Annotated in this window: 17 protein-coding genes and 1 tRNA gene; 9 read left to right on the top strand and 9 right to left on the bottom strand. The window is 68.7% G+C overall.

The features are described 5' to 3' along the window. Window positions 1-9 precede the first annotated feature (9 nt). From iniR to I7X18_RS02765, 3 genes are all read left to right on the top strand, one after another. The gene (iniR, locus tag I7X18_RS02775) at window positions 10-2,550 is read left to right on the top strand and encodes an isoniazid response ATPase/transcriptional regulator IniR (RefSeq protein ID WP_193044662.1); all 2,541 of its coding nucleotides are present in this window, start codon (window positions 10-12) and stop codon (window positions 2,548-2,550) included. Between the two features lie 136 nt (window positions 2,551-2,686). After that, window positions 2,687-5,866 carry a (Fe-S)-binding protein gene (locus tag I7X18_RS02770; protein WP_193044663.1) on the top strand — a complete coding sequence of 1,060 codons (3,180 nt, stop codon included), beginning with the start codon at window positions 2,687-2,689 and terminating at the stop codon, window positions 5,864-5,866. A 55-nt stretch (window positions 5,867-5,921) separates the two neighbouring features. Continuing rightward, window positions 5,922-7,202, top strand: a complete 1,281-nt coding sequence (locus tag I7X18_RS02765) for a pyridoxal phosphate-dependent aminotransferase (protein WP_193044664.1) — start codon at window positions 5,922-5,924, stop codon at window positions 7,200-7,202. A 12-nt stretch (window positions 7,203-7,214) separates the two neighbouring features. Here the strand turns inward: I7X18_RS02765 and I7X18_RS02760 are convergent, their stop codons facing one another. After that, window positions 7,215-7,853 (bottom strand): PadR family transcriptional regulator, encoded by a 639-nt coding sequence (locus I7X18_RS02760; RefSeq protein WP_193044665.1) that lies wholly within the window; start codon window positions 7,851-7,853, stop codon window positions 7,215-7,217. Window positions 7,854-7,918: 65 nt separating this feature from the next. Between I7X18_RS02760 and I7X18_RS02755 the strand changes: the two genes are divergently transcribed. From I7X18_RS02755 to I7X18_RS02735, 5 genes are all read left to right on the top strand, one after another. Continuing rightward, window positions 7,919-8,362, top strand: coding sequence for a VOC family protein (locus I7X18_RS02755; RefSeq protein WP_193044666.1), 444 nt, complete (start codon window positions 7,919-7,921; stop codon window positions 8,360-8,362). 66 nt (window positions 8,363-8,428) lie between these two features. Beyond that, window positions 8,429-9,706 (top strand): YibE/F family protein, encoded by a 1,278-nt coding sequence (locus I7X18_RS02750; protein ID WP_193044667.1) that lies wholly within the window; start codon window positions 8,429-8,431, stop codon window positions 9,704-9,706. Continuing rightward, window positions 9,681-10,202 (top strand): 2Fe-2S iron-sulfur cluster-binding protein, encoded by a 522-nt coding sequence (locus tag I7X18_RS02745; protein WP_193044668.1) that lies wholly within the window; start codon window positions 9,681-9,683, stop codon window positions 10,200-10,202. The genes I7X18_RS02750 and I7X18_RS02745 overlap by 26 nt, the downstream gene beginning before the upstream one ends. A gap of 10 nt (window positions 10,203-10,212) precedes the next feature. Further along, a complete protein-coding gene (locus I7X18_RS02740; RefSeq protein WP_193044669.1) occupies window positions 10,213-11,205 on the top strand; it encodes an FAD binding domain-containing protein in 993 nt (330 codons plus the stop codon). Then, complete coding sequence (locus I7X18_RS02735; protein WP_193044670.1) at window positions 11,202-13,304, top strand: xanthine dehydrogenase family protein molybdopterin-binding subunit; 2,103 nt, start codon at window positions 11,202-11,204, stop codon at window positions 13,302-13,304. Before I7X18_RS02740 ends, I7X18_RS02735 begins: the two co-directional genes overlap by 4 nt. On the opposite strand, the gene rfbA is transcribed toward I7X18_RS02735, so the two are convergent. The 7 genes from rfbA to dcd form a co-directional block, all read right to left on the bottom strand. Then, entirely contained in the window at window positions 13,305-14,168 is an 864-nt protein-coding gene (gene rfbA, locus I7X18_RS02730) for a glucose-1-phosphate thymidylyltransferase RfbA (protein ID WP_193044671.1), read from the bottom strand. Continuing rightward, window positions 14,168-14,536, bottom strand: a complete 369-nt coding sequence (locus I7X18_RS02725; protein WP_193044672.1) for a nuclear transport factor 2 family protein — start codon at window positions 14,534-14,536, stop codon at window positions 14,168-14,170. Before I7X18_RS02725 ends, rfbA begins: the two co-directional genes overlap by 1 nt. A gap of 19 nt (window positions 14,537-14,555) precedes the next feature. Beyond that, window positions 14,556-15,305: a maleylpyruvate isomerase family mycothiol-dependent enzyme gene (locus I7X18_RS02720; RefSeq protein WP_193044673.1), complete on the bottom strand. Its 750-nt coding sequence runs from the start codon at window positions 15,303-15,305 to the stop codon at window positions 14,556-14,558. A 1-nt stretch (window position 15,306) separates the two neighbouring features. Continuing rightward, entirely contained in the window at window positions 15,307-16,650 is a 1,344-nt protein-coding gene (locus I7X18_RS02715; protein ID WP_193044674.1) for a cytochrome P450, read from the bottom strand. Beyond that, complete coding sequence (locus I7X18_RS02710) at window positions 16,650-16,973, bottom strand: DUF1330 domain-containing protein (RefSeq protein WP_193044675.1); 324 nt, start codon at window positions 16,971-16,973, stop codon at window positions 16,650-16,652. Before I7X18_RS02710 ends, I7X18_RS02715 begins: the two co-directional genes overlap by 1 nt. A gap of 5 nt (window positions 16,974-16,978) precedes the next feature. After that, window positions 16,979-18,673 (bottom strand): DUF7159 family protein, encoded by a 1,695-nt coding sequence (locus tag I7X18_RS02705; RefSeq protein WP_193044676.1) that lies wholly within the window; start codon window positions 18,671-18,673, stop codon window positions 16,979-16,981. Window positions 18,674-18,936: 263 nt separating this feature from the next. Further along, entirely contained in the window at window positions 18,937-19,509 is a 573-nt protein-coding gene (dcd, locus tag I7X18_RS02700) for a dCTP deaminase (RefSeq protein WP_193044677.1), read from the bottom strand. Window positions 19,510-19,567: 58 nt separating this feature from the next. Here dcd and I7X18_RS02695 point away from each other — a divergent pair. After that, window positions 19,568-19,641, top strand: a tRNA-Gly gene (locus tag I7X18_RS02695). A gap of 540 nt (window positions 19,642-20,181) precedes the next feature. Here I7X18_RS02695 and I7X18_RS02690 read toward each other — a convergent pair. Continuing rightward, complete coding sequence (locus I7X18_RS02690) at window positions 20,182-20,793, bottom strand: TetR/AcrR family transcriptional regulator (RefSeq protein ID WP_193044678.1); 612 nt, start codon at window positions 20,791-20,793, stop codon at window positions 20,182-20,184. Between the last annotated feature and the right edge of the window lie 20 nt (window positions 20,794-20,813).

Raw genomic sequence — 20,813 nt, 5'->3', positions numbered from 1 at the left:
CCCCGCCCGATGACGAGCCCGGCGCCGCATCGTCACGCGGAGCTTCCGGCGGCGGCGCGGGACGCCGTCGCGGCGCTCGAAGCGGATCCCGCGGCGCCCGCGAAGGTTCTGGTCACCGGCGGTATCGGCACGGGGAAGTCGACCGTGCTCGCCGCGGTGCGCGCCGCGCTGCGGTCCGCCGGTCGCGCGGTGCTCTCGCGTCCGCGGCGCGCCGACGATCCCGCCGACGCGGCGGTCGTCGTCGACGATGCCCACCTGCTCGAGCGCGCCGACCTCGAACGGCTCACCGACCTGATGGCCGATTCGGCCGCGACGGTGGTGATCGCCACGCAGCCGCTGGCCCACCATCCCGCGCTGCGCGGACTGGTCACGGCGCTGGAACGCGAAAATCCCCCCGTCACATTGGGTTCCGTCACCGCGGTGGAGGTGGGCCGGGCGGCCGCGGTGACGCTGGGCGCCAGTCCCGCACCGGAGGTCGTCCGGCTGTTGACGGCGGTGACGGCCGGGCTGCCGTTCCTGCTGCGCCCCGCCCTGGCCGCGGTCGGTGACGGGGCGGCCGCGGTCCGGCAAGCCGCGCGCATCGCGCTGATCGAGCGACTGCGCCGCCTCGACGAACCGCTGCTCGACACGCTCCTGGTGGCATCGCTGAGCCCCGAACTGGGGCCCGACGACGTCGCCGCGGCCCTGCACATGCCGTCCGAGGCCGCCCTGGCCGCCGTCGACCGGGCCAGGGCGAGCGGTCTGCTCGAGCCGTCGTATCACCACAGCTTCCTGCGCACCGTGCACGACGGCATCGCCCAGATCGTCGGTGCCGCACGGCATCACGACATCGAAGTGTCGCTGCTGTGTTCGCAGCTCGAACTATCCACTCTGACAGCAGATCTCGCATTGCGGATGGCAGAGCACGGGCTGCGCGACGAGCGGCTCGCCGGCGCGCTGGCCGACCTGGCGGCGCACGCCGGCAGGTCGCCGGCCCGGGCGGCGCGGCTGTACCGGGCCGCGGCCGACGCCGGAGCGACCGTCCAGAACGCTCACCTCGCCGACGCGCTCGCGCTGACCGGGGACTGCGCCACGGCGGGGCGGATCGCCGACGAACTGCTCACCTCGCACGACCTCGACGAGCGCGCCGCAGCGGTGCGGATCTCGGCGAGCATCGCGATGCACGACGGCAGCGCGACGCAGGCGCTCGACCTGTTTCGGTGGCTGGGACCGTCCATCGACGCGCTGCTGAGCGCGGCCGGCACCGTCGCCGCACTCGCCGCGGGCGACCGGAGCACCGCCGAGGAACTCGCGCAGACCCCTGCCGCCGGTCCCCCGACGTCGATTGCACGCGCGTCCCGCAGCCTCGCCGAGGGACTGGTGCTCTCCCTCGACGAGCCCTACCCCGTCGCGGCCGCGCGGCTGGGGCAGTCGCTCAACGCCGAGCACGGTCGCGGCGTCGCCACCCCTGACACTCCCGCGGCGCTGGTGACGCTGGCAGCTTTGCACGGCGGCGACCCGGTGCGTGCCCGCAGCGTGATCGGTCGGGCGGTCCGCAGCGGACGCGACGACACCTCCGGCGATGCGATCTTCGTCACGCACCGGCACCGGCTGCTGTTCGGCTGGACGCACATGCAGGACGGGCAGTTGCAGGCCGCGGCCGCGGCGGCCCCGCGGTCGGGAACGGAACTGCACCGGCGGGATGCGCTCTGGGCGGCCGCGCTGCAAACCGCGATCGCCCGCCGCAGTGGTGACAGTGGCGCCATGCAGATGCACTGGTACGCCGCAATGGAGGTGCTGGCCGAATATTCGGTCGACCTGTTCGCGCTGCTTCCGCTCGGGGAGCTGTGGGTGGCTGCGGCGCGGCTGCGGCAGGTGGACCGGATACAGCACACCCTCGACGACGCCTTCGCACTGCTCACCGCGCTGGGCGATCCGGTGTTGTGGGCGGTGCCGCTGCACTGGGCCGGCGTGCATGCGGGCATCCTGGCGAACTCGCCCGAGGCGGTCGCCCCGCACGGGCAGGCGCTGACCGCAGCCAGCCGCGATGAGCGCGCGCAGAGTGCGTTCGCGAAAGCACTGGCCAACGGCGGTCGCACCTGGTTACGGGTGTTGGCCAACCACGTCGAGGTCGACGAGGTGACGGCGGCGTCCCGCGCACTCGCGCAGTTCGGTCACACCTGGGATGCCACCCGATTGGCGGGCCAGGCCGCATTGCAGACGTCGGACGGCCGGGTGTCGCAGGCGATGCTGCAGGTGGCGCGGGATCTCAAGCAGACCGTGGCCGGCTCCGAGGTGCCGGTCGATGCGCCCCCGCCGGGGCGCATCGCCGTCGAGCCCGTGCCGACGGCCTCCCGGGCGCGGCCGGCCTCGGCGCAGCTGTCGGAGCGCGAGCGCGAGGTGGCCGAGTTGTTGTTGTTGGGCATGCCCTACCGCGATATCGGCGCGCAGTTGTTCATCTCAGCGAAGACCGTCGAACACCATGTGGCCCGGATCCGCCGGCGCCTGGGGGCGGAGTCGCGCTCCGAGATGCTGTCGATGTTGCGTGCGCTGCTCGCCCCATCGGCGTAGCTGCACCGAGGGTTAGGGCAGCCTTCGTAGCGGCCCCTGCACCGGTGATGTCACTATGAGCACGATCGAGCCTATGTTACTGACGGGTAACTTAGTCTAAGTTACTGTTGGGTAACTTCATACCGGGAGGCCGCGGGTGGACACGCAGATTCTGATCCGACTGATCGTCGGGTTGCTGATGACCGGCATTGTGATCGCGCTCGCCGCAAAACGTGTCCTGTGGCTCACCAAGCTCATCCGGTCGGGCCAGCCCATGAGCGAGGCCAACAACCGCAAGGACAATCTCGGCAAGCGCATCACCACCCAGTTCGAGGAAGTCTTCGGACAGACCCGGCTGCTGCGCTGGTCGATCCCCGGCATCGCGCACTTCTTCACCATGTGGGGCTTTTTCGTCCTCGCGTCGGTGTACCTGGAGGCCTACGGCCTGCTGTTCGACCACGACTTCCACATCCCGATCATCGGCACGTGGGACGGCCTGGGCTTCCTGCAGGACTTCTTCGCCGTCGCGGTGCTGCTCGGAATCGTCACCTTCGCGATCATCCGGGTGATGCAGGAGCCGAAACAGCACGGACGCGACTCCCGGTTCTACGGTTCGCACACCGGTGGCGCCTGGCTGATCCTGTTCATGATCTTCAACGTCATCTGGACCTACGCCCTGGTTCGCGGCGCCGCCGCCGATGTCGGCAACCTGCCCTACGGCAACGGCGCCTTCTTCTCGCAGTTCATGGGATGGGTGCTCAGCCCGCTCGGCCACGACGTCAACGAGTGGGTCGAGACCATCGCGCTGCTGGCGCACATCGCGGTCATGCTGATCTTCCTGTTGATCGTGCTGCACTCCAAGCACCTGCACATCGGTCTGGCGCCCATCAACGTCACCTTCAAGCGCCTGCCCAACGGTCTGGGCCCGCTGCTGCCGATGGAGTACAACGGCGAGCCGATCGACTTCGAGGATCCCGCCGAGGACGCGGTACTCGGCCGCGGAAAGATCGAGGACTTCACCTGGAAGGGTTACCTCGACATGACCACCTGCACCGAGTGCGGGCGTTGTCAGTCGCAGTGCCCGGCCTGGAACACCGGTAAGCCGCTGTCGCCCAAGCTCGTGATCATGAACCTGCGCGACCACCTGTTCGCCAAGGCGCCGTACATCCTGGGTGACAAGGAGTCGCCGCTGGAGAACACCCCCGAGGGCGGTCTCGGCGAGGCGTTGCGTGGCGAGAAGGACTCCGAGAAGCATTCGCACGACCACGTTCCCGAGTCCGGGTTCGAACGGATCATGGGGTCCGGCCCGGAGCAGGCCACCCGCCCGCTCGTCGGCACCGAAGAACAGGGCGGCGTGATCGACCCCGACGTGTTGTGGTCGTGCACCACCTGCGGCGCGTGCGTCGAACAGTGCCCGGTGGACATCGAGCACATCGACCACATCGTCGACATGCGCCGCTACCAGGTGATGATGGAATCCGAGTTCCCCGGTGAGCTCGGCGTGCTGTTCAAGAACCTGGAGACCAAGGGCAACCCGTGGGGCCAGAACGCCAAGGACCGCACGAACTGGATCGACGAGGTCGAGTTCGATGTGCCGGTCTTCGGCAAGGACGTCGAATCCTTCGAGGGTTACGAGTACCTGTTCTGGGTCGGCTGCGCCGGCGCCTACGAAGACCGAGCGAAGAAGACCACCAAGGCGGTCGCCGAACTCCTCGCGATCGCGGGCGTGAAGTTCCTCGTCCTGGGCGAGGGTGAGACCTGTAACGGTGACTCGGCGCGCCGCTCGGGTAACGAGTTCCTGTTCCAGCAGCTCGCCGCGCAGAACGTCGAGACCCTCAACGATCTCTTCGAGGGTGTGGAGCGGGTCGACCGCAAGGTCATCGTCACCTGCCCGCACTGCTTCAACACGCTGGGCCGCGAGTACCCGCAGGTGGGCGGCACCTACACCGTGGTGCACCACACCCAGCTGCTCAACCGGCTGATCCGCGACAAGAAGCTGGTGCCGGTGAGCCCGGTCGACGGTGGGGCGGACATCACCTACCACGACCCCTGCTACCTGGGCCGGCACAACAAGGTCTACGAGGCACCGCGCGAGCTGATCGGCGCGTCCGGTGCGAAGCTCACCGAGATGCCCCGTCACGCCGACCGTGGTCTGTGCTGCGGCGCCGGCGGCGCGCGGATGTGGATGGAAGAGCACATCGGCAAGCGCGTCAACCAGGAGCGCGTGGAAGAGGCGCTCGACACCGGTGCCTCGAAGATCGCCACCGGCTGCCCGTTCTGCCGCGTGATGATCACCGACGGTGTCGACGACGTCGCCGCCACCCGGAATGTGGCGAAGGCCGAGGTTCTCGACGTCGCTCAGCTGCTGCTCGGCTCGCTGGACCTGACCTCGGTGACGCTGCCCGAGAAGGGCACCGCGGCCAAGGAGGCCGAGGAGCGGGCTGCCACGGTCGCCGCAGCGGCACCGGCGCCGGCGACCGAGGAAGCACCCGCAGAAGCACCGGTAGAAGCACCGGAGGCGCCGGCCGCCAAGGCGTCGACCGCGACCAAGCCGGTGACCGGCCTCGGCCTGTCGGGCGGCGCCAGAAAACCCGGCGCGAAGAAGACCGCGGCTCCTGCCGCGGACGACAAGCCGGCCGCCGCGGCGGCACCGGCCAAGGGCCTCGGTATCGCCGGTGGCGCCAAGCGACCCGGTGCGAAGAAGACTGCGGCAGCACCCGCGGAAGCCAAGGCAGAGACCGCCGAGGCGCCCCCGGCAGCCCCGGCCAAGGGGCTGGGTCTGGCCGCCGGCGCCAAGCGACCCGGCGCGAAAAAGACCGCGGCAGCACCGGCAGAAGCCAAGGCGGAAGCCAAGGCAGAGACCAGCGAGGCGCCCGCCGAGGCCAAGCCCGAGCCTGAGGTCAAGGGCCTGGGTCTCGCCGCGGGTGCGCGTCGACCGGGTGCGAAGAAGGCCGCACCGAAGGCGTCCGCACCCGAGGCGGCGCCGAACGAAGGCGCGGCGACCGTCGTCCAGCCGGCCAATGTGGATCCCGACCAGGCCAAGGCGGGTACCGAGGCACCGGACACCGCTGATTCCGATCTGGGTCTGGTGAGCAAGCCCGAACCCGAGGTCAAGGGTCTGGGCATCGCCGCGGGTGCGCGCCGACCGGGTGCGAAGAAGAAGGCGGCTCCGGCCAAATCAGCCGAAGCCCCTACCGAACCGGCCGAGCCCGCACCGGAGGCAGAAGCGAAGCCGGAGCCCGCGTCGGGCAATGGGGACGCCCGCGTCGTGGGAGACGAGGCGCCGGTCAAGGGCCTCGGTATCGCGAAGGGTGCCCGTCGGCCCGGGAAGCGCTGATCCGAACGCTCGATGTCACGGGCGAATTTCTAATTGACTGGACGGCAGTGCCACCATGGACGACGTGACCACGCCTCAGACGCCCGCGACCTGGCACGCCGCTGCGCACCATCAGCGGCCCCGTACGTTCACGCAGTCGTCGAAGCTGCAGGACGTCCTCTACGAGATCCGCGGGCCGGTACACGAGCACGCCTCCCGCCTCGAGGCCGAGGGTCACCGCATTCTCAAGCTCAACATCGGCAACCCCGCTCCGTTCGGCTTCGAGGCGCCCGACGTGATCATGCGCGACATCATCGCGGCGCTGCCGACCGCGCAGGGGTACTCCGACTCCAAGGGCATCGTGAGCGCCCGCCGGGCGGTGTTCACCCGCTACGAACTCGTCGACGGCTTCCCCCGCTTCGACATCGACGACGTGTTCCTCGGCAACGGCGCCTCCGAGCTCATTCAGATGACGCTGCAGGCACTGCTCGACAACGGAGATCAGGTGCTGATCCCGGCGCCGGACTATCCGCTGTGGACGGCGTGCACATCGCTGGCCGGTGGCACCCCCGTGCACTACCTGTGCGACGAGACGCAGGGCTGGAACCCCGACGTCGCCGATCTCGAGTCCAAGATCACCGATCGCACCAAGGCGATCGTGGTGATCAACCCGAACAATCCGACCGGTGCGGTCTACAGCCGTGAAACACTTGAGCGGATCGCGGATCTCGCGCGCAAACACCAACTGCTGCTGCTGTCCGACGAGATCTACGACAAGATCCTCTACGACGATGCCAAGCACATCTCGATGGCATCGATCGCACCCGACGTGCTGACGTTGACGTTCAACGGGTTGTCCAAGGCCTACCGGGTGGCCGGCTACCGGTCGGGGTGGCTGGTGATCACCGGACCCAAGGAGCACGCCGGTAGTTTCATCGAGGGCATCAGCCTGCTGGCCAATATGCGGCTATGCCCGAATGTGCCTGCGCAGCACGCGATTCAGGTTGCGCTCGGCGGCCACCAGAGCATTGACGATCTGGTGTTGCCCGGGGGACGCCTGCTCGAGCAGCGCGACGTGGCGTGGCAGAAGCTCAACGACATTCCGGGGGTGTCGTGTGTGAAACCGCAGGGGGCGCTGTACGCCTTCCCGCGACTGGATCCCGAGGTCTATGAGATCCACGACGACGAGCAGCTGGTGCTCGACCTACTGCTGCAGGAGAAGATCCTGGTGGTGCAGGGCACCGGATTCAACTGGCCCACACCGGATCACCTGCGGATCGTGACGCTGCCGTGGGCGCGTGACCTGTCCGCCGCCATCGAACGGCTCGGCAACTTCCTGGTCAGCTACCGGCAGTAGGGCCGCGCCTGATCAGCGAGGAAGCGGACCATCGTCGGCCGGCCACCCGGAGGCGAAGGCGTACACCGGTACCGTGGCACCGGTGCTCGACGTGACACCGGTCCATTCCCCGATGGCGTCCTCGGCCCATACTGCCCACCGGACAACGGCCTCGTATTGAGCCATGAGCAATTTGCCGGTGATCGCGATGACGGGTAACCGGCCTGGAAAAGGCCCGCCCGTCGTCGCGTATTCAGTTGAGCGATCGTGGATTTCAGCGAGGTGCGCCTCCGCGTCCGCCCGGATCTCGCGTACGGCCGCTCGAAGCAGGCTGACGTCACCCGCGTCGGCGAACGCCACCTTGAGCATGGCTTCGAACTCCATTCGCATCCCGGCGGCAGGCGCGTCCAGCCAGTCGCGCAGCGCCGCGCGGCCCGCACCGGTGATTTCGTAGACGGTGCTCTGCCGCTTGCCGGTGAAGGCGGCCTGCGCGGTAGCCAGACCCGCTGAGACCAGCCTCTTCGGCTCCTCGTAAATGACGCTGGCAGCGCGGGGCCAGAACCAACTCACCGTGCGGTCCATCTGTTGCGCCAGTTCATATGCGGTGAACGGCCGGATGGAGAGCAGCCCGAGGATCGCATGGGAGGTCGGTGTCAATTCCCTGGGAGGCATCGACTTCAGTATACTCCGGATAGGAGTATTGAGCGGACGCGAAAGAAATCCGGAAAGGTGTTGCGATGTCTAGCTCGGCCACCACCCCCACACCCGCCATCGACGATGTGCCCACCTTCAGCAGGGTGTCGCATACCTCGTTCTCGGTCCGAGACGCAGAGGCCAGCGCACGATGGTGGGCCGCGGTGCTGAACCTCATCGAGATCGACCGCGTCGCGGGCGACGGATGGCGCGGCATCTTGCTCCTGCACCCGGCGTCGCGGACCATTCTGGAATTCCAGCAGCACGAGGGGAACGACGGCGAAGCGTTCGATCCGCGGCGCACCGGCTTCGACCACATGGGGTTCAAGATTGAGTCGCGTGCGGACCTCGACGTGTGGCTGGATCGGTTCGAGCGACTGGGCGTACAGCACTCCCCGATCGCCGAGCGCGATTACGGTGCGGTATTGACCTTCAGGGACCCAGACGGCATCCAGTTCGAGATGTTCTTCAAGAGCGACCACCCGTAACGCTCATCGCACGCACCACGCCCGAGGCGGGGCTGCCCGCGCAGCCGTCACCTCTACCCTGTCCGGGTGAGCCACTCGCACCCGCACTCCCACTCGCTGAGCGGCCCGTCGCCGCTCGGTCCGCTGGCCGCCAAGATCGTCGTCGGATTGCTGATCGGGATCGGCATCGTGGTGTCGATCGGTGCGGTGCTGCTGTGGCCGAGCCAGCAGAAGGCCGACATCCCGCTCCCCTTCCAGAACGCCGAGGGCGGCGCGGTGACGACGGAGGCCGGGCAGGTGCGCTCCACCAGCCTGGCCGCGTGCGGCAGCCCGGCGGCAGGGCAGGTCCTCACCTCCGACCCGACGCCGGCCCCGGCTGACGGATCGCCGTGTGTGCAGGTGCTCGTCGCCATCGACTCAGGCCCCAACACAGGCGCCAACACGCTGCTGGAGTTCAGCGGCGGGCCCGGTCAGCCGCAACTGGCCGCCGGGGACGACATCCGGCTCAGCCGCCAGGTGGCCCCGACCGGCGCCACCACGTACACGTTCTACGACTACTCCCGCGGGTGGCCGCTGGGCGTGCTGGCCGCGGCCTTCGCCGCCGTGGTGGTGGCGGTGGCGCGCTGGCGCGGACTGCGCGCCATGGTGGGCATCGTCGTTGCGTTCGCGGTGCTGGTGGTGTTCCTGCTACCGGCCCTGCGCGACGGCGCGTCGGCGGTTCCTGTCGCGCTGGTGGCCTCGGCGGTGATCCTCTACGCCGTCATCTACCTTGCGCACGGCGTGAGCCTGCGCACCAGCGCGGCGCTGCTCGGCACCCTGACCTCCCTTCTGCTGGCCGCCGTATTGTCCTGGGGCGCGATCGAATTCGCCCATCTGACCGGCTTGTCGGAGGATCAGAACAACGAGGTCGCCGCGTATCTGGGGAATGTGTCGATCACCGGTCTGCTGCTGGCCGGGTTCATCATCGGCTCACTGGGCGTCCTCAACGACGTGACGGTGACCCAGGCCTCGACGGTGTTCGAACTGGCCGAAATGCAAGGTAGTTCGCGGCGGGCGATCTTCGTGGGCGCGATGCGGGTGGGCCGTGACCACATCGCGAGCACCGTGTACACGCTGGTGCTCGCCTACGCCGGCAGCGCGTTGCCGCTGCTGCTGTTGTTCAGCGTCGCCAACCGCTCGCTGGTCGATGTGCTGACCAGCGAGAGCGTGGCGATCGAGATCGCCCGGTCGGCCGTCGGCGGCATCGCGCTGGCATTGTCGGTCCCGCTGACCACGGGGATCGCGGCCGTGCTGGCGACGCCCCGGGTTTCGCCGTCAGGGCCGGGGGTACCCCCGCGCCATGACCCAGCCCACCGGTCATCATGAAGTGACACTCGAGGTCGACGGGGAACAGCGGACGCTACGCCTCGACACCCGCGTCACCCTTCTTGATGCACTGCGCGAACACCTCGGCGTGACCGCACCCAAGAAGGGATGTGACCACGGTCAGTGCGGTTCGTGCACTGTGCTCCGCGACGGTCGCCGGGTCACCACTTGCCTGACCTTCGCCGTCGCCGCGGACGGTGCGCGCATCACCACGGCCGCGGGACTCGGCGACGGCGACGATCTGCATCCGGTCGCCCAGGCGTTCCAGGACGAGGACGCCTTCCAGTGCGGATACTGCACACCCGGCCAGATCTGCTCGGCGGTCGGCATGCTCGACGAAGCCAAGGCCGGCGCACCGAGCTTCGTCACCGACGACCTCGACGCGCCGCCGGACCTGACCGGTGACGAGATCCGGGAGCGCATGAGCGGCAACCTGTGTCGCTGCGCGGCGTATCCCAACATCGTCGCCGCGATCGAACGGGCCGCGGTTCAGTGAGGACAGCCCAGTGAGGACATTCGACTACCACCTCGCCGAGAGCCCGGCCGACGCCGTGGCCACGCTGACCGCACACCCCGGCGCCGCCTACCTCGCCGGCGGCACCAACCTCGTCGACCACATGAAGCTCGGGGTCGCCACCCCCGACCTGCTCGTCGACGTCAGCCGACTTCCCCTCGACGAGGTGACCACCGCCGACGACGGCGGCGTGCGCATCGGCGCCACGGTCCGCAACAGTGATCTCGCCGCGCACCCGGTGATCCGGTCCCGCTATCCCGGCCTGTCGCGGGCGCTGCTGTCGGCGGCCTCTGGCCAGTTGCGCAACTCGGCCACCACCGCGGGAAACCTGTTGCAGCGCACGCGCTGTGTGTACTTCCAGGACGTCACCACGCCGTGCAACAAGCGCACCCCCGGCAGCGGTTGCGCGGCGATCGGCGGCTACGTCCGGTATCACGCGATCCTGGGCGCGTCACCGCACTGCATCGCGGTGCATCCGTCGGACATGGCGGTCGCGATGAGCGCACTCGACGCCGCGGTGGTCGTCGAGGGCGCCGACGGCGAGCGGGGTATCCCCATCGACGAGTTCTACCGGTTGCCGGGCGACGACCCGGAGCACGACACCGTGCTGCGCCACGGTGAACTGATCACCGCGGTCGAACTGCCCGCTCCTCCGCCGGGCGCCGTATCCGACTACCGCAAGGTCCGCGACCGGGCGTCGTTCGCGTTCGCGCTGGTGTCCGTGGCCGCGGAACTCAGCGTCACGGGCGATGAAATCGATTCGGCGCGCATCGCTTTGGGTGGTGTCGCGCACAAACCGTGGCGGGCCCGCAGAGCCGAAGAGGTGCTGACCGGGGCACCGGCCACCGAGCAGACCTTCGCGGCGGCCGCCGACGCCGAGTTGTCCGGCGCCGAACCGCAACCGGGTAACGAGTTCAAGGTCGAGCTAACCCGCCGCACGCTGATCGCCGAACTGCGCGCGCTGACCGAACGGGGACGTCGGTGACACTCATCGACCCGCGCGCGATCGGCGCCCCGCTCGCACGGCTGGACGGCCGCGCCAAGGTCACCGGCGCTGCGCCGTACGCCTTCGAGCAGCCGGTCGACGATCCGGCGTATCTGCATCCGGTCCAGTCGACCGTCGCCCGTGGGCAGATCGCGGCCGTCGACGTCAGCGCGGCGCGTCAGGTCGACGGAGTGCTCGACGTGCTGACGGTGTTCGACGCCCCGAAGCTCGCCGACACCTCGGACGGCGAGCTGTCCATCCTGCAGGACGACCGGGTGCACTTCCGCGGTCAGATCATCGGCGGGGTGGTCGCCGAGACCGCTGAGATCGCCCGGCACGCAGCGTCTCTCGTACAGGTGATGTACACCGAGGAACCGCACGACGTGGAGTTGTCCGTCGACCACCCGGGCCTCTACACGCCCGAAGAGGTCAACCCGTCTTACCCGTCGGACACCGACGAGGGTGACGTCGACGCCGCACTGGCGTCCGCGGAGGTCACCGTCGACCAGACCTACTCGACACCGATCGAGCACAACAACCCGATGGAACCGCACGCCGCCATCGCGGTGTGGACGACACAGGCCGGCCGGCCGTCGGTGCTGATGTACGACTCCACCCAGGGCGTGCACCCCGCGCGCAAAGCGCTGGCGCCGATCTTCGGTCTCGAACCCGACCAATTGCGCGTGGTCGCCCCGCACGTCGGCGGCGGTTTCGGCTCCAAGGGCTCCCCCCACGCCCACGACGTCCTGGTGCTGCTGGCGGCGCAGCGCAGCGGCGGGCGGCCGGTGAAGCTCGCGCTGACCCGGCAGCAGATGTTCTCGCTCGTGGGCTATCGGACGCCGACGATCCAGCGCATCCGCCTCGGCGCCACGAAGGACGGCACACTGACCGCGCTCGCACACGAAGTCGTCGAACAGACTTCGACGGTCAAGGAATTCGCGGAGCAGACGGCGGTGACGTCGCGCAAGATGTACGCGGCACCGAACCGGCGCACCGCACACAAGCTGGCGGCGCTCGACGTGCCGGTGCCGTTCTGGTTCCGCGCCCCGGGAGAATGCCCCGGCACGTACGCCGCCGAAGTCGCGATGGACGAGCTGGCGGTGGCCTGCGGTGTCGATCCGATCGAGCTGCGGGTGCGCAACGATCCCGACGTCGATCCCGAGACCGGCAACCCGTGGTCAGGCCGTCACCTCGTCGAGTGCTTGCGGCTCGGGGCGGAGCGGTTCGGCTGGTCGACACGTGATCCGGCTCCGGCGCAACGGCTTTCAGGCGGCTGGTACGTGGGGTTGGGAGTCGCGTCGGCCACCTACCCCGCCATGCAGATGCCGGGCAACTCCGCACGGATCATCTACGCCGCCGAGGGCCGCTACCTGGTGCAGATCGGCGCGGCCGACATCGGCACCGGCACCTGGACGACGCTGACGCAGATCGCCGCCGACGCGCTCGGTTGCGACGTCGGGGCGGTGGAACTGCAGATCGGTGACACCGACCTGCCGGACGCGTCGGTGGCGGGCGGCTCGTCGGGTATCAACTCGTGGGGCCGGGCGATCGTGGCCGCCGCGCGCCAATTCCGAAGCGACCACGGCGATCCCCCGGCGGTCGGGGCCACCACGCAGGCTGACGCACCGGAGAATCCCGACGCCGAGACGTTCACGATGCAGTCCTTCGGTGCGCATTTCGTCGAGGCGAGGGTCAACAGGGACACCGGCGAGATCCGGGTCCCGCGGATGCTGGGCGTATTCTCGATCGGCCGGGCCATCAACGCGCGCACACTGCGGTCCCAACTGATCGGCGGCATGACCATGGGTCTGTCGATGGCGTTGCACGAGGAGAGCGTTCGCGATCCGCGGTTCGGGCACGTCGTCACACAGGATTTCGCGACCTATCACATCAGCGCGCACGCCGATGTCGCTGACATCGAAGCGATCTGGCTCGACGAGGTCGACGAGCACGCCAACCCGATGGGCTCGCGCGGCGCCGGGGAGATCGGCATCGTCGGAGCGGCGGCAGCCGTGGTCAACGCCGTCTACCACGCCACCGGCGTGCGGGTCCGCGACTTACCGGTCACCCTCGACAAGGTGCTGACCGGTCTGCCCTGATCAGCGGTCCAGCAACTCCAAAAGGTATGCGCCGTAGCCGGATTTGAGCAGCGTGTGCCCGCGGGCCGCCAACTGGTCGTCGTCGATGAACCCGACCCGCCAGGCCACCTCCTCGGGCACCGAGATCTTCAGTCCCTGACGACGTTCGATGGTGCGGACGTAATCGCTCGCGTCCAGCAGCGAGTCGAACGTGCCGGTGTCCAGCCACGCGGTGCCCCGCGTGAGGACCTCCACGCTGAGCTTGCCCTGGTCCAGGTAGCGCTGGTTGATCTCGGTGATCTCGTATTCGCCGCGGGCCGACTTCTCCAGTGACCGCGCGATCTCGATGACGTCGTTGTCGTAGAAGTACAGACCCGGCACCGCGTAGTGCGATTTCGGGGTGGCGGGCTTCTCCTCCAACGACAGGGCGGTGCCGTCGTCGCCGAACTCCACCACCCCGTACGCCGACGGGTTGGCGACCCAGTACGCGAAGATCGCCCCACCGCTCACATCGTGGAAGCGGCGCAGGCCGGTGCCGAGGCCGGGGCCGTAGAAGATGTTGTCCCCCAACACCAGTGCCACCGAGTCGGTGCCGATGTGGTCGGCGCCGATGACGAAGGCCTGCGCGAGACCGTCCGGCCGGCCCTGAACCGCGTAGGTGAGGTTGATCCCGAAATGCGTTCCGTCACCGAGTAACCGGTGGAACGCGGCCGCGTCCTCGGCGGTGGTGATCACCTGGATGTCCTGGATACCGGCCATGATCAACGTGGACAGCGGGTAATAGATCAGCGGTTTGTCGTATACGGGGAGCAACTGCTTACTCGCCCCGAGGGTGATCGGGTACAGCCGGGTGCCCGACCCGCCCGCCAGGATGATCCCCCGCATCAGCCGGTCAGGTCCTCTTCGCCGAGTTCGGTGGCGGCCAGCGCGGAGGCCAGGTCCGGGTGCCGGAAGACCGAGGTCACCTTGTCGTGCACCACGCGGAACGCGGACGCGGCGGTCCCCGTCTCTCCGGTCACCGAGGTGATCTGCTGTTCGACGACCACCACGCCGTCGTGGATGTACATCCGGCCGGGTTCGGCGTTGACGTCGAGTGCCCGGGCCCAATCCTGCAGTGCCGCATGGCCTTGCGCCGCACCGCCGGCGTCGCCGATCTCGATGTCGTCACTGGACAGCTCGAGCAGGGTGTCGAGGTCACGGGCGTTGAGCGCGTCGTGCCAGGCGAGCACTGTCGCCATCTCCGAAGTGGTCATGGTCGTGAAGGTACGCCACTCAGAGCGGTGTGCGCTCCAGCCACCGGTCCCAGACGTCGGTCTTCCCGAACGCCTCGAGACCGCTGTCTGCCAGTGTGCGCCGGCGGGTGACCGCCAGAAGGAGGTCGGTGACGGGTCCGCGCACCGCGACGTCGCCTTTACCGTGCTCGTGGAACCAGTCGATGCCGTCTTCGGTGCTGGTGATCATCCACTCGCCGACTCCGCCCAGGCTGTCGTCGGTGGCGTGTAGGTGCAGCGTGCGGCCGCGCTCGAGGGGCAGCCCGTGTCGGCCCGCCTGCACCGCCACCAGCTCGATCCATTCGCTGAGCGCATCGGCGGCGAGGTCGGGCGTCAGTTCAAAGGGCATGCCGAGCGCCAGCGCCGCGTCCGCGCGGTGCACGGCGACCTCGTGCACCCGTCTGCGGATCCACCATCCGGCCGCGCGCGGCCCCAGGAACGTCCACACCTTCGTGCCCGACCCGACGCGCTCTACGGCATTGACGAGCAGTTGAGCACCGTCGCGCATCCATTGGACGGCGCCGGCCTGATCCTCGGGTGGCCGGCCGTCACGCACCTCGCGCGGGTCGAGTGGTTGGTTGCGTCGCTCGGCGACGATCTGGGCAGCCCACCGGTTTCCGCGGCCGACGTGGCGGGAGAGTTGTTTGAGGGTCCAGTCCCCGCAGGTCGATACGGGCGTGTCGGGATCGCCCGCTGCGATCAGGTCGCCGAAGCTGTTGGTCTGCTCGAGCAGAGCCGCCCGGAAGTCCACGTCACGAACCTAGCGCGGCGCGCGCCGTTCCGAGCGTGATCGGCAAGGTCGACCAGCCGCGCAGCACCCTGGTGTCCCGGCGGCTGGCCGAACCGGCGAGCCTGGCGTCGGGGAAGCGGTCGAAGAAGGTCCGCAGCCCCACCTCCCCTTCGGCCCGCGCCAGCGCGGCGCCCAGGCAGAAGTGCCTGCCCCCGGAGAACGACAGGTGCTTGCCGGCGTTGTCGCGTTCGACGTCGAAGCGGTGCGGATCGTCGAAGACCTTCGGATCGCGGTTCGCGCCGGCGAGGTGGATGACGGTCAGCTCGCCGCGCCGCACCGGCATCCCGGCCACCTCGATGTCCTTGCGGGCCACCCGCGCGCTCATCTGCACCGGGGAGTCCAGCCGCAGGATCTCCTCGACGGCGGTCGGCCACAGTTCCGGGCGCTCACGCAGCTTCGCCAGTTGCTCGGGGTGGTCGAGCAGCATCTTGATGCCGTTGCCGAGCAGGTTGACGGTGGTCTCGAAGCCGGCGGCCAGCACCAACCCGGCCGTCGCCTCCAGTTCCCGCTCACTCAGGCCGGCGCCGTCCTCGGTGGCCGAGATGAGCTGGCTGAGCAGGTCGTCGCCGGGGTTGCGGCGCAGGTTGGCCAGGTGGCTGGTCAGCCAGGCGTTGAACCCGACGATGCCGCTGTGCACGCGCAGGTATTGCGGCCAGCTCAATCCGATGTCGAGGCTGGGCGCGCCGAGTTCCCCGTAGTGCAGGACCTGGGCGCGGTCGGCGTTCGGGACGCCGAGTACGTCGCTGATCACCGAGACCGGAAGCAGCGAGCAGTAGCGTGCGACGATGTCGACGGGCCCGGTTCCGGTGGCGTCGCGGTCGAGGTCGTCGAGCAGTTTGTCGGCGGTGGCCTCGACCCCGTCGCGCAGTGCGGTGACGGCGCGGGTGGTGAACACCGAGGAGACCAGCTTGCGGCAACGGGTGTGGTCGGGCGGTTCGATGGACAACAGCGAGGGCGGTTCAATCGGGTGCAGCAGGCCGGTGTCGGTGCGGTCGATCACCCAGCGCAGCGGTTTGGGCAGCTCACCTCCCAGCGAGGACACCCGGAAGTCGTCGGAGCGCAGCAGTTCGTTGGCGACGGCGTGGTCGAACGTCATCAGGCCGGCGCGCCCGCGGACCACCGGACCCTTCACGCGGTGCTCGTCGGCGAATGCGGCGGGGTTCTCGCGGACCGCCGGATCGGCGATGAGCCGTGCCTGCGGATCGCCGCGGCGCATGCCGAGCCGCGACATTCCGCGCACGAACCCGTGCAGCGCCAGCCACCGAACCCGTTGCCGGATCGAAGGGTCCGTGGAGTCGTGCGCCATCACTCGAGCTTAAGGAGCGGCCGCAGATCGTCCAAGCGATCGAACAGATGCCAGATGTAGCGCGACGAGCCGTTCTCGCGGTGCGGATGCAGGTCGGCCAGAGCGGGGTCGTCGCGGTAGCTGTCGAACGCCTCCTCGGACTCCCACTCGACGAGGATCAGCACCTGCCGGGGTTCGATGTCACCGGTGACCGATTCGCGGAACTGCCCGAGGGCGACGACGCGGCCCCCGTGGGAGGCCACCGCGGCGGGCGACTGTCGGGCGTAGGCGAGATATTCGTCGCGATCGGCGACGTCGAACAGGTTCAGCGCGTAAACCGGCACAGCGCTTAGTGACCGCCACCGAAGGACGGGAACGGCCACAGCGTGTCTTCGCCGCCGGACGACGACGATCCGCCGCCGTCGTACGAGCCGGAGCCCGATCCGTAGTCACCGCGACTCGAGCCCGAACCGGCGCCCGATCCACCGGACCCACCCGATCCACCCGAGGGCGGGTAGTACGGATTCGACGGCGCCTGGGGCACCGGCGGCACGTAGGGCACCTGCGGTACCGACGGAACCTGGGGCACCACCGTCCGCGTCGGCTGCTGCGGCAGCGGCCACTGGGTGTCCGGCTCCTCCTGCTTCGGCGGCTTCTGCGGCTTGGGGTCCCACGGCGGCGTCCACGGCTTGGGCCACGACGGGCGGTCGGGCTCGTCGTCACGGAAGATCGGCGGCAGCTGCGGACGCGGCAGCTGGATGACCGGCGGGGGCAGCCGGAACACCGGCGCCGGGACGATCGGGACCGGTGCCGGCACCGGTGCGACGGGAACCGGTGCGGGAGCGGGCGCCGCGGGTGCCGGCGCAGGGGCCGGTGCCGCGGGGGCGGGCGCCGGTGCCTTCTCGACGTACACAGTGCGCGGCGGGGCCTGCGGGGCCTGCTGCACGACGGGGATGGGGGCCTTGATGGTCTCGGGCGGCGGGGCCGGGGGCGCGACCACCGGTTGGGCCTCCGGCGCAGGCGCCGGCCGGGGCGCCTGAACGCTCGGCACGATGGCCGCCTCAGCGGGGCTCGGCCGCTGATCGGCGGTGGGGCGGATGCTCACCGCCAACGAAATGACCAGCGCCACCACACCGACGACGAAGACTGATGACAGGGCGCTGCCGACCAGCAGGAACGGCTTGCGGCCCTCCTCTTCGGCGGGCGCACGGGCGTCCTCGGGTGCGACGAAGGCCATCGGGGCGACAGCGGGGACGCTCGCGGGCGCCATCTGCGTGGCGGCGGCGCCGAACGCAGCGTAGGAACCGCCCGCGGTGGTCCCGTCGTCGGGGTCCTGCGAGTAGGCCAGCCCGACGGTCGACGCCTCGAAGGCGGGGGCATGCGCGGAGGCCAGGGCGGCACCGCGGGCGAGCGCCAGTTCGGCCTCTTCCGGGGCGTTGACCGGGAGCGACAGCAGACGCTCGAGGTGCGCCTTGACCTCGGTGACGTCGACGCCGGAGCCGACGACGAACATGCCTTGCGGCGGCGCGTCCTGCGCGTCGACGGCGGCGGCCATCTCGGCCAGCACGGCCATGGCGTCGGTGCTGTGCAGGCTGCGGCTGAGCACCTTGGTGACCGAGCCGTCGTCGGTCTGGACGACCGAGAGGGTCGCGGTGTCGCGGTCGATGAAGAACAGCGCCGTGGTGGCGTAGCCGACAGCGCGGCCGACGGCCTGGGCCAGCGATGCGGCGGCGTGGCCCTCAGAGACGAGCATGACGTCTTCGATCCCGCGGGCTGTCAGCGTGTCGCGCAGAGCGGCCGCCTCGGCGTGGTCACTCCACGTCACGCCGATCGACCTCAGATGGTGGCCGCCGGCGGCGGCGCTCTCCTGCGTGCCCAGCACCGCCGCGACGACCTGATCGGCCGCGCTTGACGTTGCTGAACCTTCGACAGCACTGATGTCGAAGACGTCGTAGTCGACGGTCGCACCGTCGGCCTTCTCGCCTTCGACCAGCACCATGCGGACCGTCTTCGGTGTCATCGAGACACCAAGTACGATGTCCACCAAGTCCTCCAAAAGTTTGCTATATCGGTTATCTGGCCGCGGCGCGCCCGAACCGAACGAGCCGACAACTAGATACTTATCGACGCGAACAGCGTGGTCGTTACAGGACACGGCGTTAGCTGATCGCACTGCGTTCCCCGTAGGAGAAAACCCTACTCGGGACTACGACAACCAGCCCGGGTCAGTTCACATTCCCGGGCAATTGGCTCTGCGCTCACGGTGTCGACTTCTCGCACATCCGCGCCCTGGACGCGGAGTCAACGTCAGCTCGACTTGATGAAGTTCTGGTACGAGCGCGACGGCGTCGGGCCGCGCTGGCCCTGGTACTTCGAGCCGACCTTCGCGCTGCCGTAGGGGTGTTCGGCGGGACTGGTCAGCCGCAGCAGGCAGAGCTGGCCGATCTTCATACCGGGCCACAGTGTGATCGGCAGGTTGGCGACGTTGGACAGCTCGAGGGTGATGTGGCCGCTGAAGCCTGGGTCGATGAAGCCTGCGGTGGAGTGGGTGAGCAGGCCGAGGCGACCGAGTGAGGACTTGCCTTCCAGGCGGCCGGCGAGGTCGTCGGGCAGGGTGCACGTTTCAAGGGTCGAGCCGAGGACGAACTCGCCGGGGTGCAGGACGAACGGTTCGCCGGGGGTCGGTTCGACGAGGGTGGTGAGCTCGTCCTGCTGCTCGGCCGGGTCGATGTGGGTGTACCGGGTGTTGTTGAAGACGCGGAACAGGGTGTCGAGGCGGACGTCGATGCTGGAGGGCTGCACGAGACTGTCGTCGAACGGATCGAGGGCCAGCCGTCCGGAGGCGATCTCGGCCCGGATGTCACGATCAGAGAGCAGCACCCGACGAGGGTATCGCTCCAAGTGATAATCTCCGTGATCACCAGTGCGAGCTGGTACGGCCGATGTAGTTCAATGGCAGAACATCAGCTTCCCAAGCTGAATACGCGGGTTCGATTCCCGTCATCGGCTCCATATCTACCAGGGTGCTCTCATCCGGTAGCCGCCTATCCGGGGCGCTCGGTCCGTGACGGCCCCGTAGTCAGCTACGCCGATCCGGCAACGTGTCAGATGTAGACCGTAATGCGCGCGTGCCTCACAAGGTTAATGTCGCGCACGTAGCCGTAGGGGGAGCCAGTGCACTTTGAGTCGTTCCACGTCGGGATGTCTCGCAACATCGTGGATTCCGAGCCGGCGACTGTTGGCGACGTGACCTGCATCGCGGCAAGAATGAGCCGGCAAGTCGGCGCTTCTCTCCGCGCTTCACCACCTCAATCCGGCGAAGCCGAGTGCGGTCTTAGACTTGCTCGACGAGCATCCCCGGTGGTTGAAGAAAGAGCACAAGATAGCGGTGAAATCGAGAACGCAACCCCCATCTCCGCAACCTCGGCCGAGCGCGTGCTGTCCGCTACGTTGACACGAGCTGCCGGGCTAATTCGGTCGAATATCGGTGGGTGACGTAAGCCTGTCAACCTCTGGAAGACCGCTGCCACTGGCAGCGCCTGGCCCGGCTCGTCAGATTCGAGACGCGGCGACCAGGCTCGCGGCAATCATCGGTACGCGTCGAATGACGCTGTCGGGGAGCTTGCCCGACAGCGCCTGCAGAATGAGCCCGTCGAGGATGGCCGCGGTCAACTGGCCAAGCGTCTCTGGGTCGATGGAGATGTCTCCGGATTGGGCCAGGTGCGCCCGGAATACCTGTTCCATGGCGGCGATGATGTACAGGTAGTCTTCGGCGGCCAATTGGGCTCGTCCCGGAGTACGCAGTGCCCACAGATAGAGCTCGTACTGAGCCCGCTCAGCCCACTCGACGGACGACCAGTCGCCGTCCCCAGCCAGTGCGGCGATCTTCATCTCAATCACGGCTGACACCAGATGCTCGATCGTGCCGTACTTGTTCTTGCCGACATCGAACACAGCTTGACGCAGGACGTCGGCCGTGCGTTTGAGGGTCTCGGCGAAGAGGTCCTCTTTCGTCGGGAAGACGTGGCTGAGGTTGGACAAGGGTATACCTGCTTCGCTGGCGATCCGGCGTAGAGAAGCCGCGCCGATACCGTCGCGGGTGATGACACGCACCGCAGCTTCAGTCGCCTGAGCACGCCGATCTTCGGCGCGGACGTACGGCATCCGCTATGTCACCCTTCATC

The sequence above is a fragment of the Mycolicibacterium baixiangningiae genome (genome assembly GCF_016313185.1).
GTDB lineage: Bacteria > Actinomycetota > Actinomycetes > Mycobacteriales > Mycobacteriaceae > Mycobacterium > Mycobacterium baixiangningiae.
Note: the sequence above shows the minus strand (reverse complement) of the source record. Positions and strands in the feature narration are given on the sequence as shown.

Coding starts and splice junctions, on each gene's coding strand:
- iniR (WP_193044662.1), top strand. CDS start 10: ATGACGAGCCCGGCGCCGCATCGTCACGCGGAGCTTCCGGCGGCGGCG.
- I7X18_RS02690 (WP_193044678.1), bottom strand. CDS start 20,793: ATGCCGTACGTCCGCGCCGAAGATCGGCGTGCTCAGGCGACTGAAGCT.
- I7X18_RS02765 (WP_193044664.1), top strand. CDS start 5,922: ATGGACGACGTGACCACGCCTCAGACGCCCGCGACCTGGCACGCCGCT.
- rfbA (WP_193044671.1), bottom strand. CDS start 14,168: ATGCGGGGGATCATCCTGGCGGGCGGGTCGGGCACCCGGCTGTACCCG.
- I7X18_RS02725 (WP_193044672.1), bottom strand. CDS start 14,536: ATGACCACTTCGGAGATGGCGACAGTGCTCGCCTGGCACGACGCGCTC.
- I7X18_RS02745 (WP_193044668.1), top strand. CDS start 9,681: ATGACCCAGCCCACCGGTCATCATGAAGTGACACTCGAGGTCGACGGG.
- I7X18_RS02755 (WP_193044666.1), top strand. CDS start 7,919: ATGTCTAGCTCGGCCACCACCCCCACACCCGCCATCGACGATGTGCCC.
- I7X18_RS02715 (WP_193044674.1), bottom strand. CDS start 16,650: ATGGCGCACGACTCCACGGACCCTTCGATCCGGCAACGGGTTCGGTGG.
- I7X18_RS02760 (WP_193044665.1), bottom strand. CDS start 7,853: ATGCCTCCCAGGGAATTGACACCGACCTCCCATGCGATCCTCGGGCTG.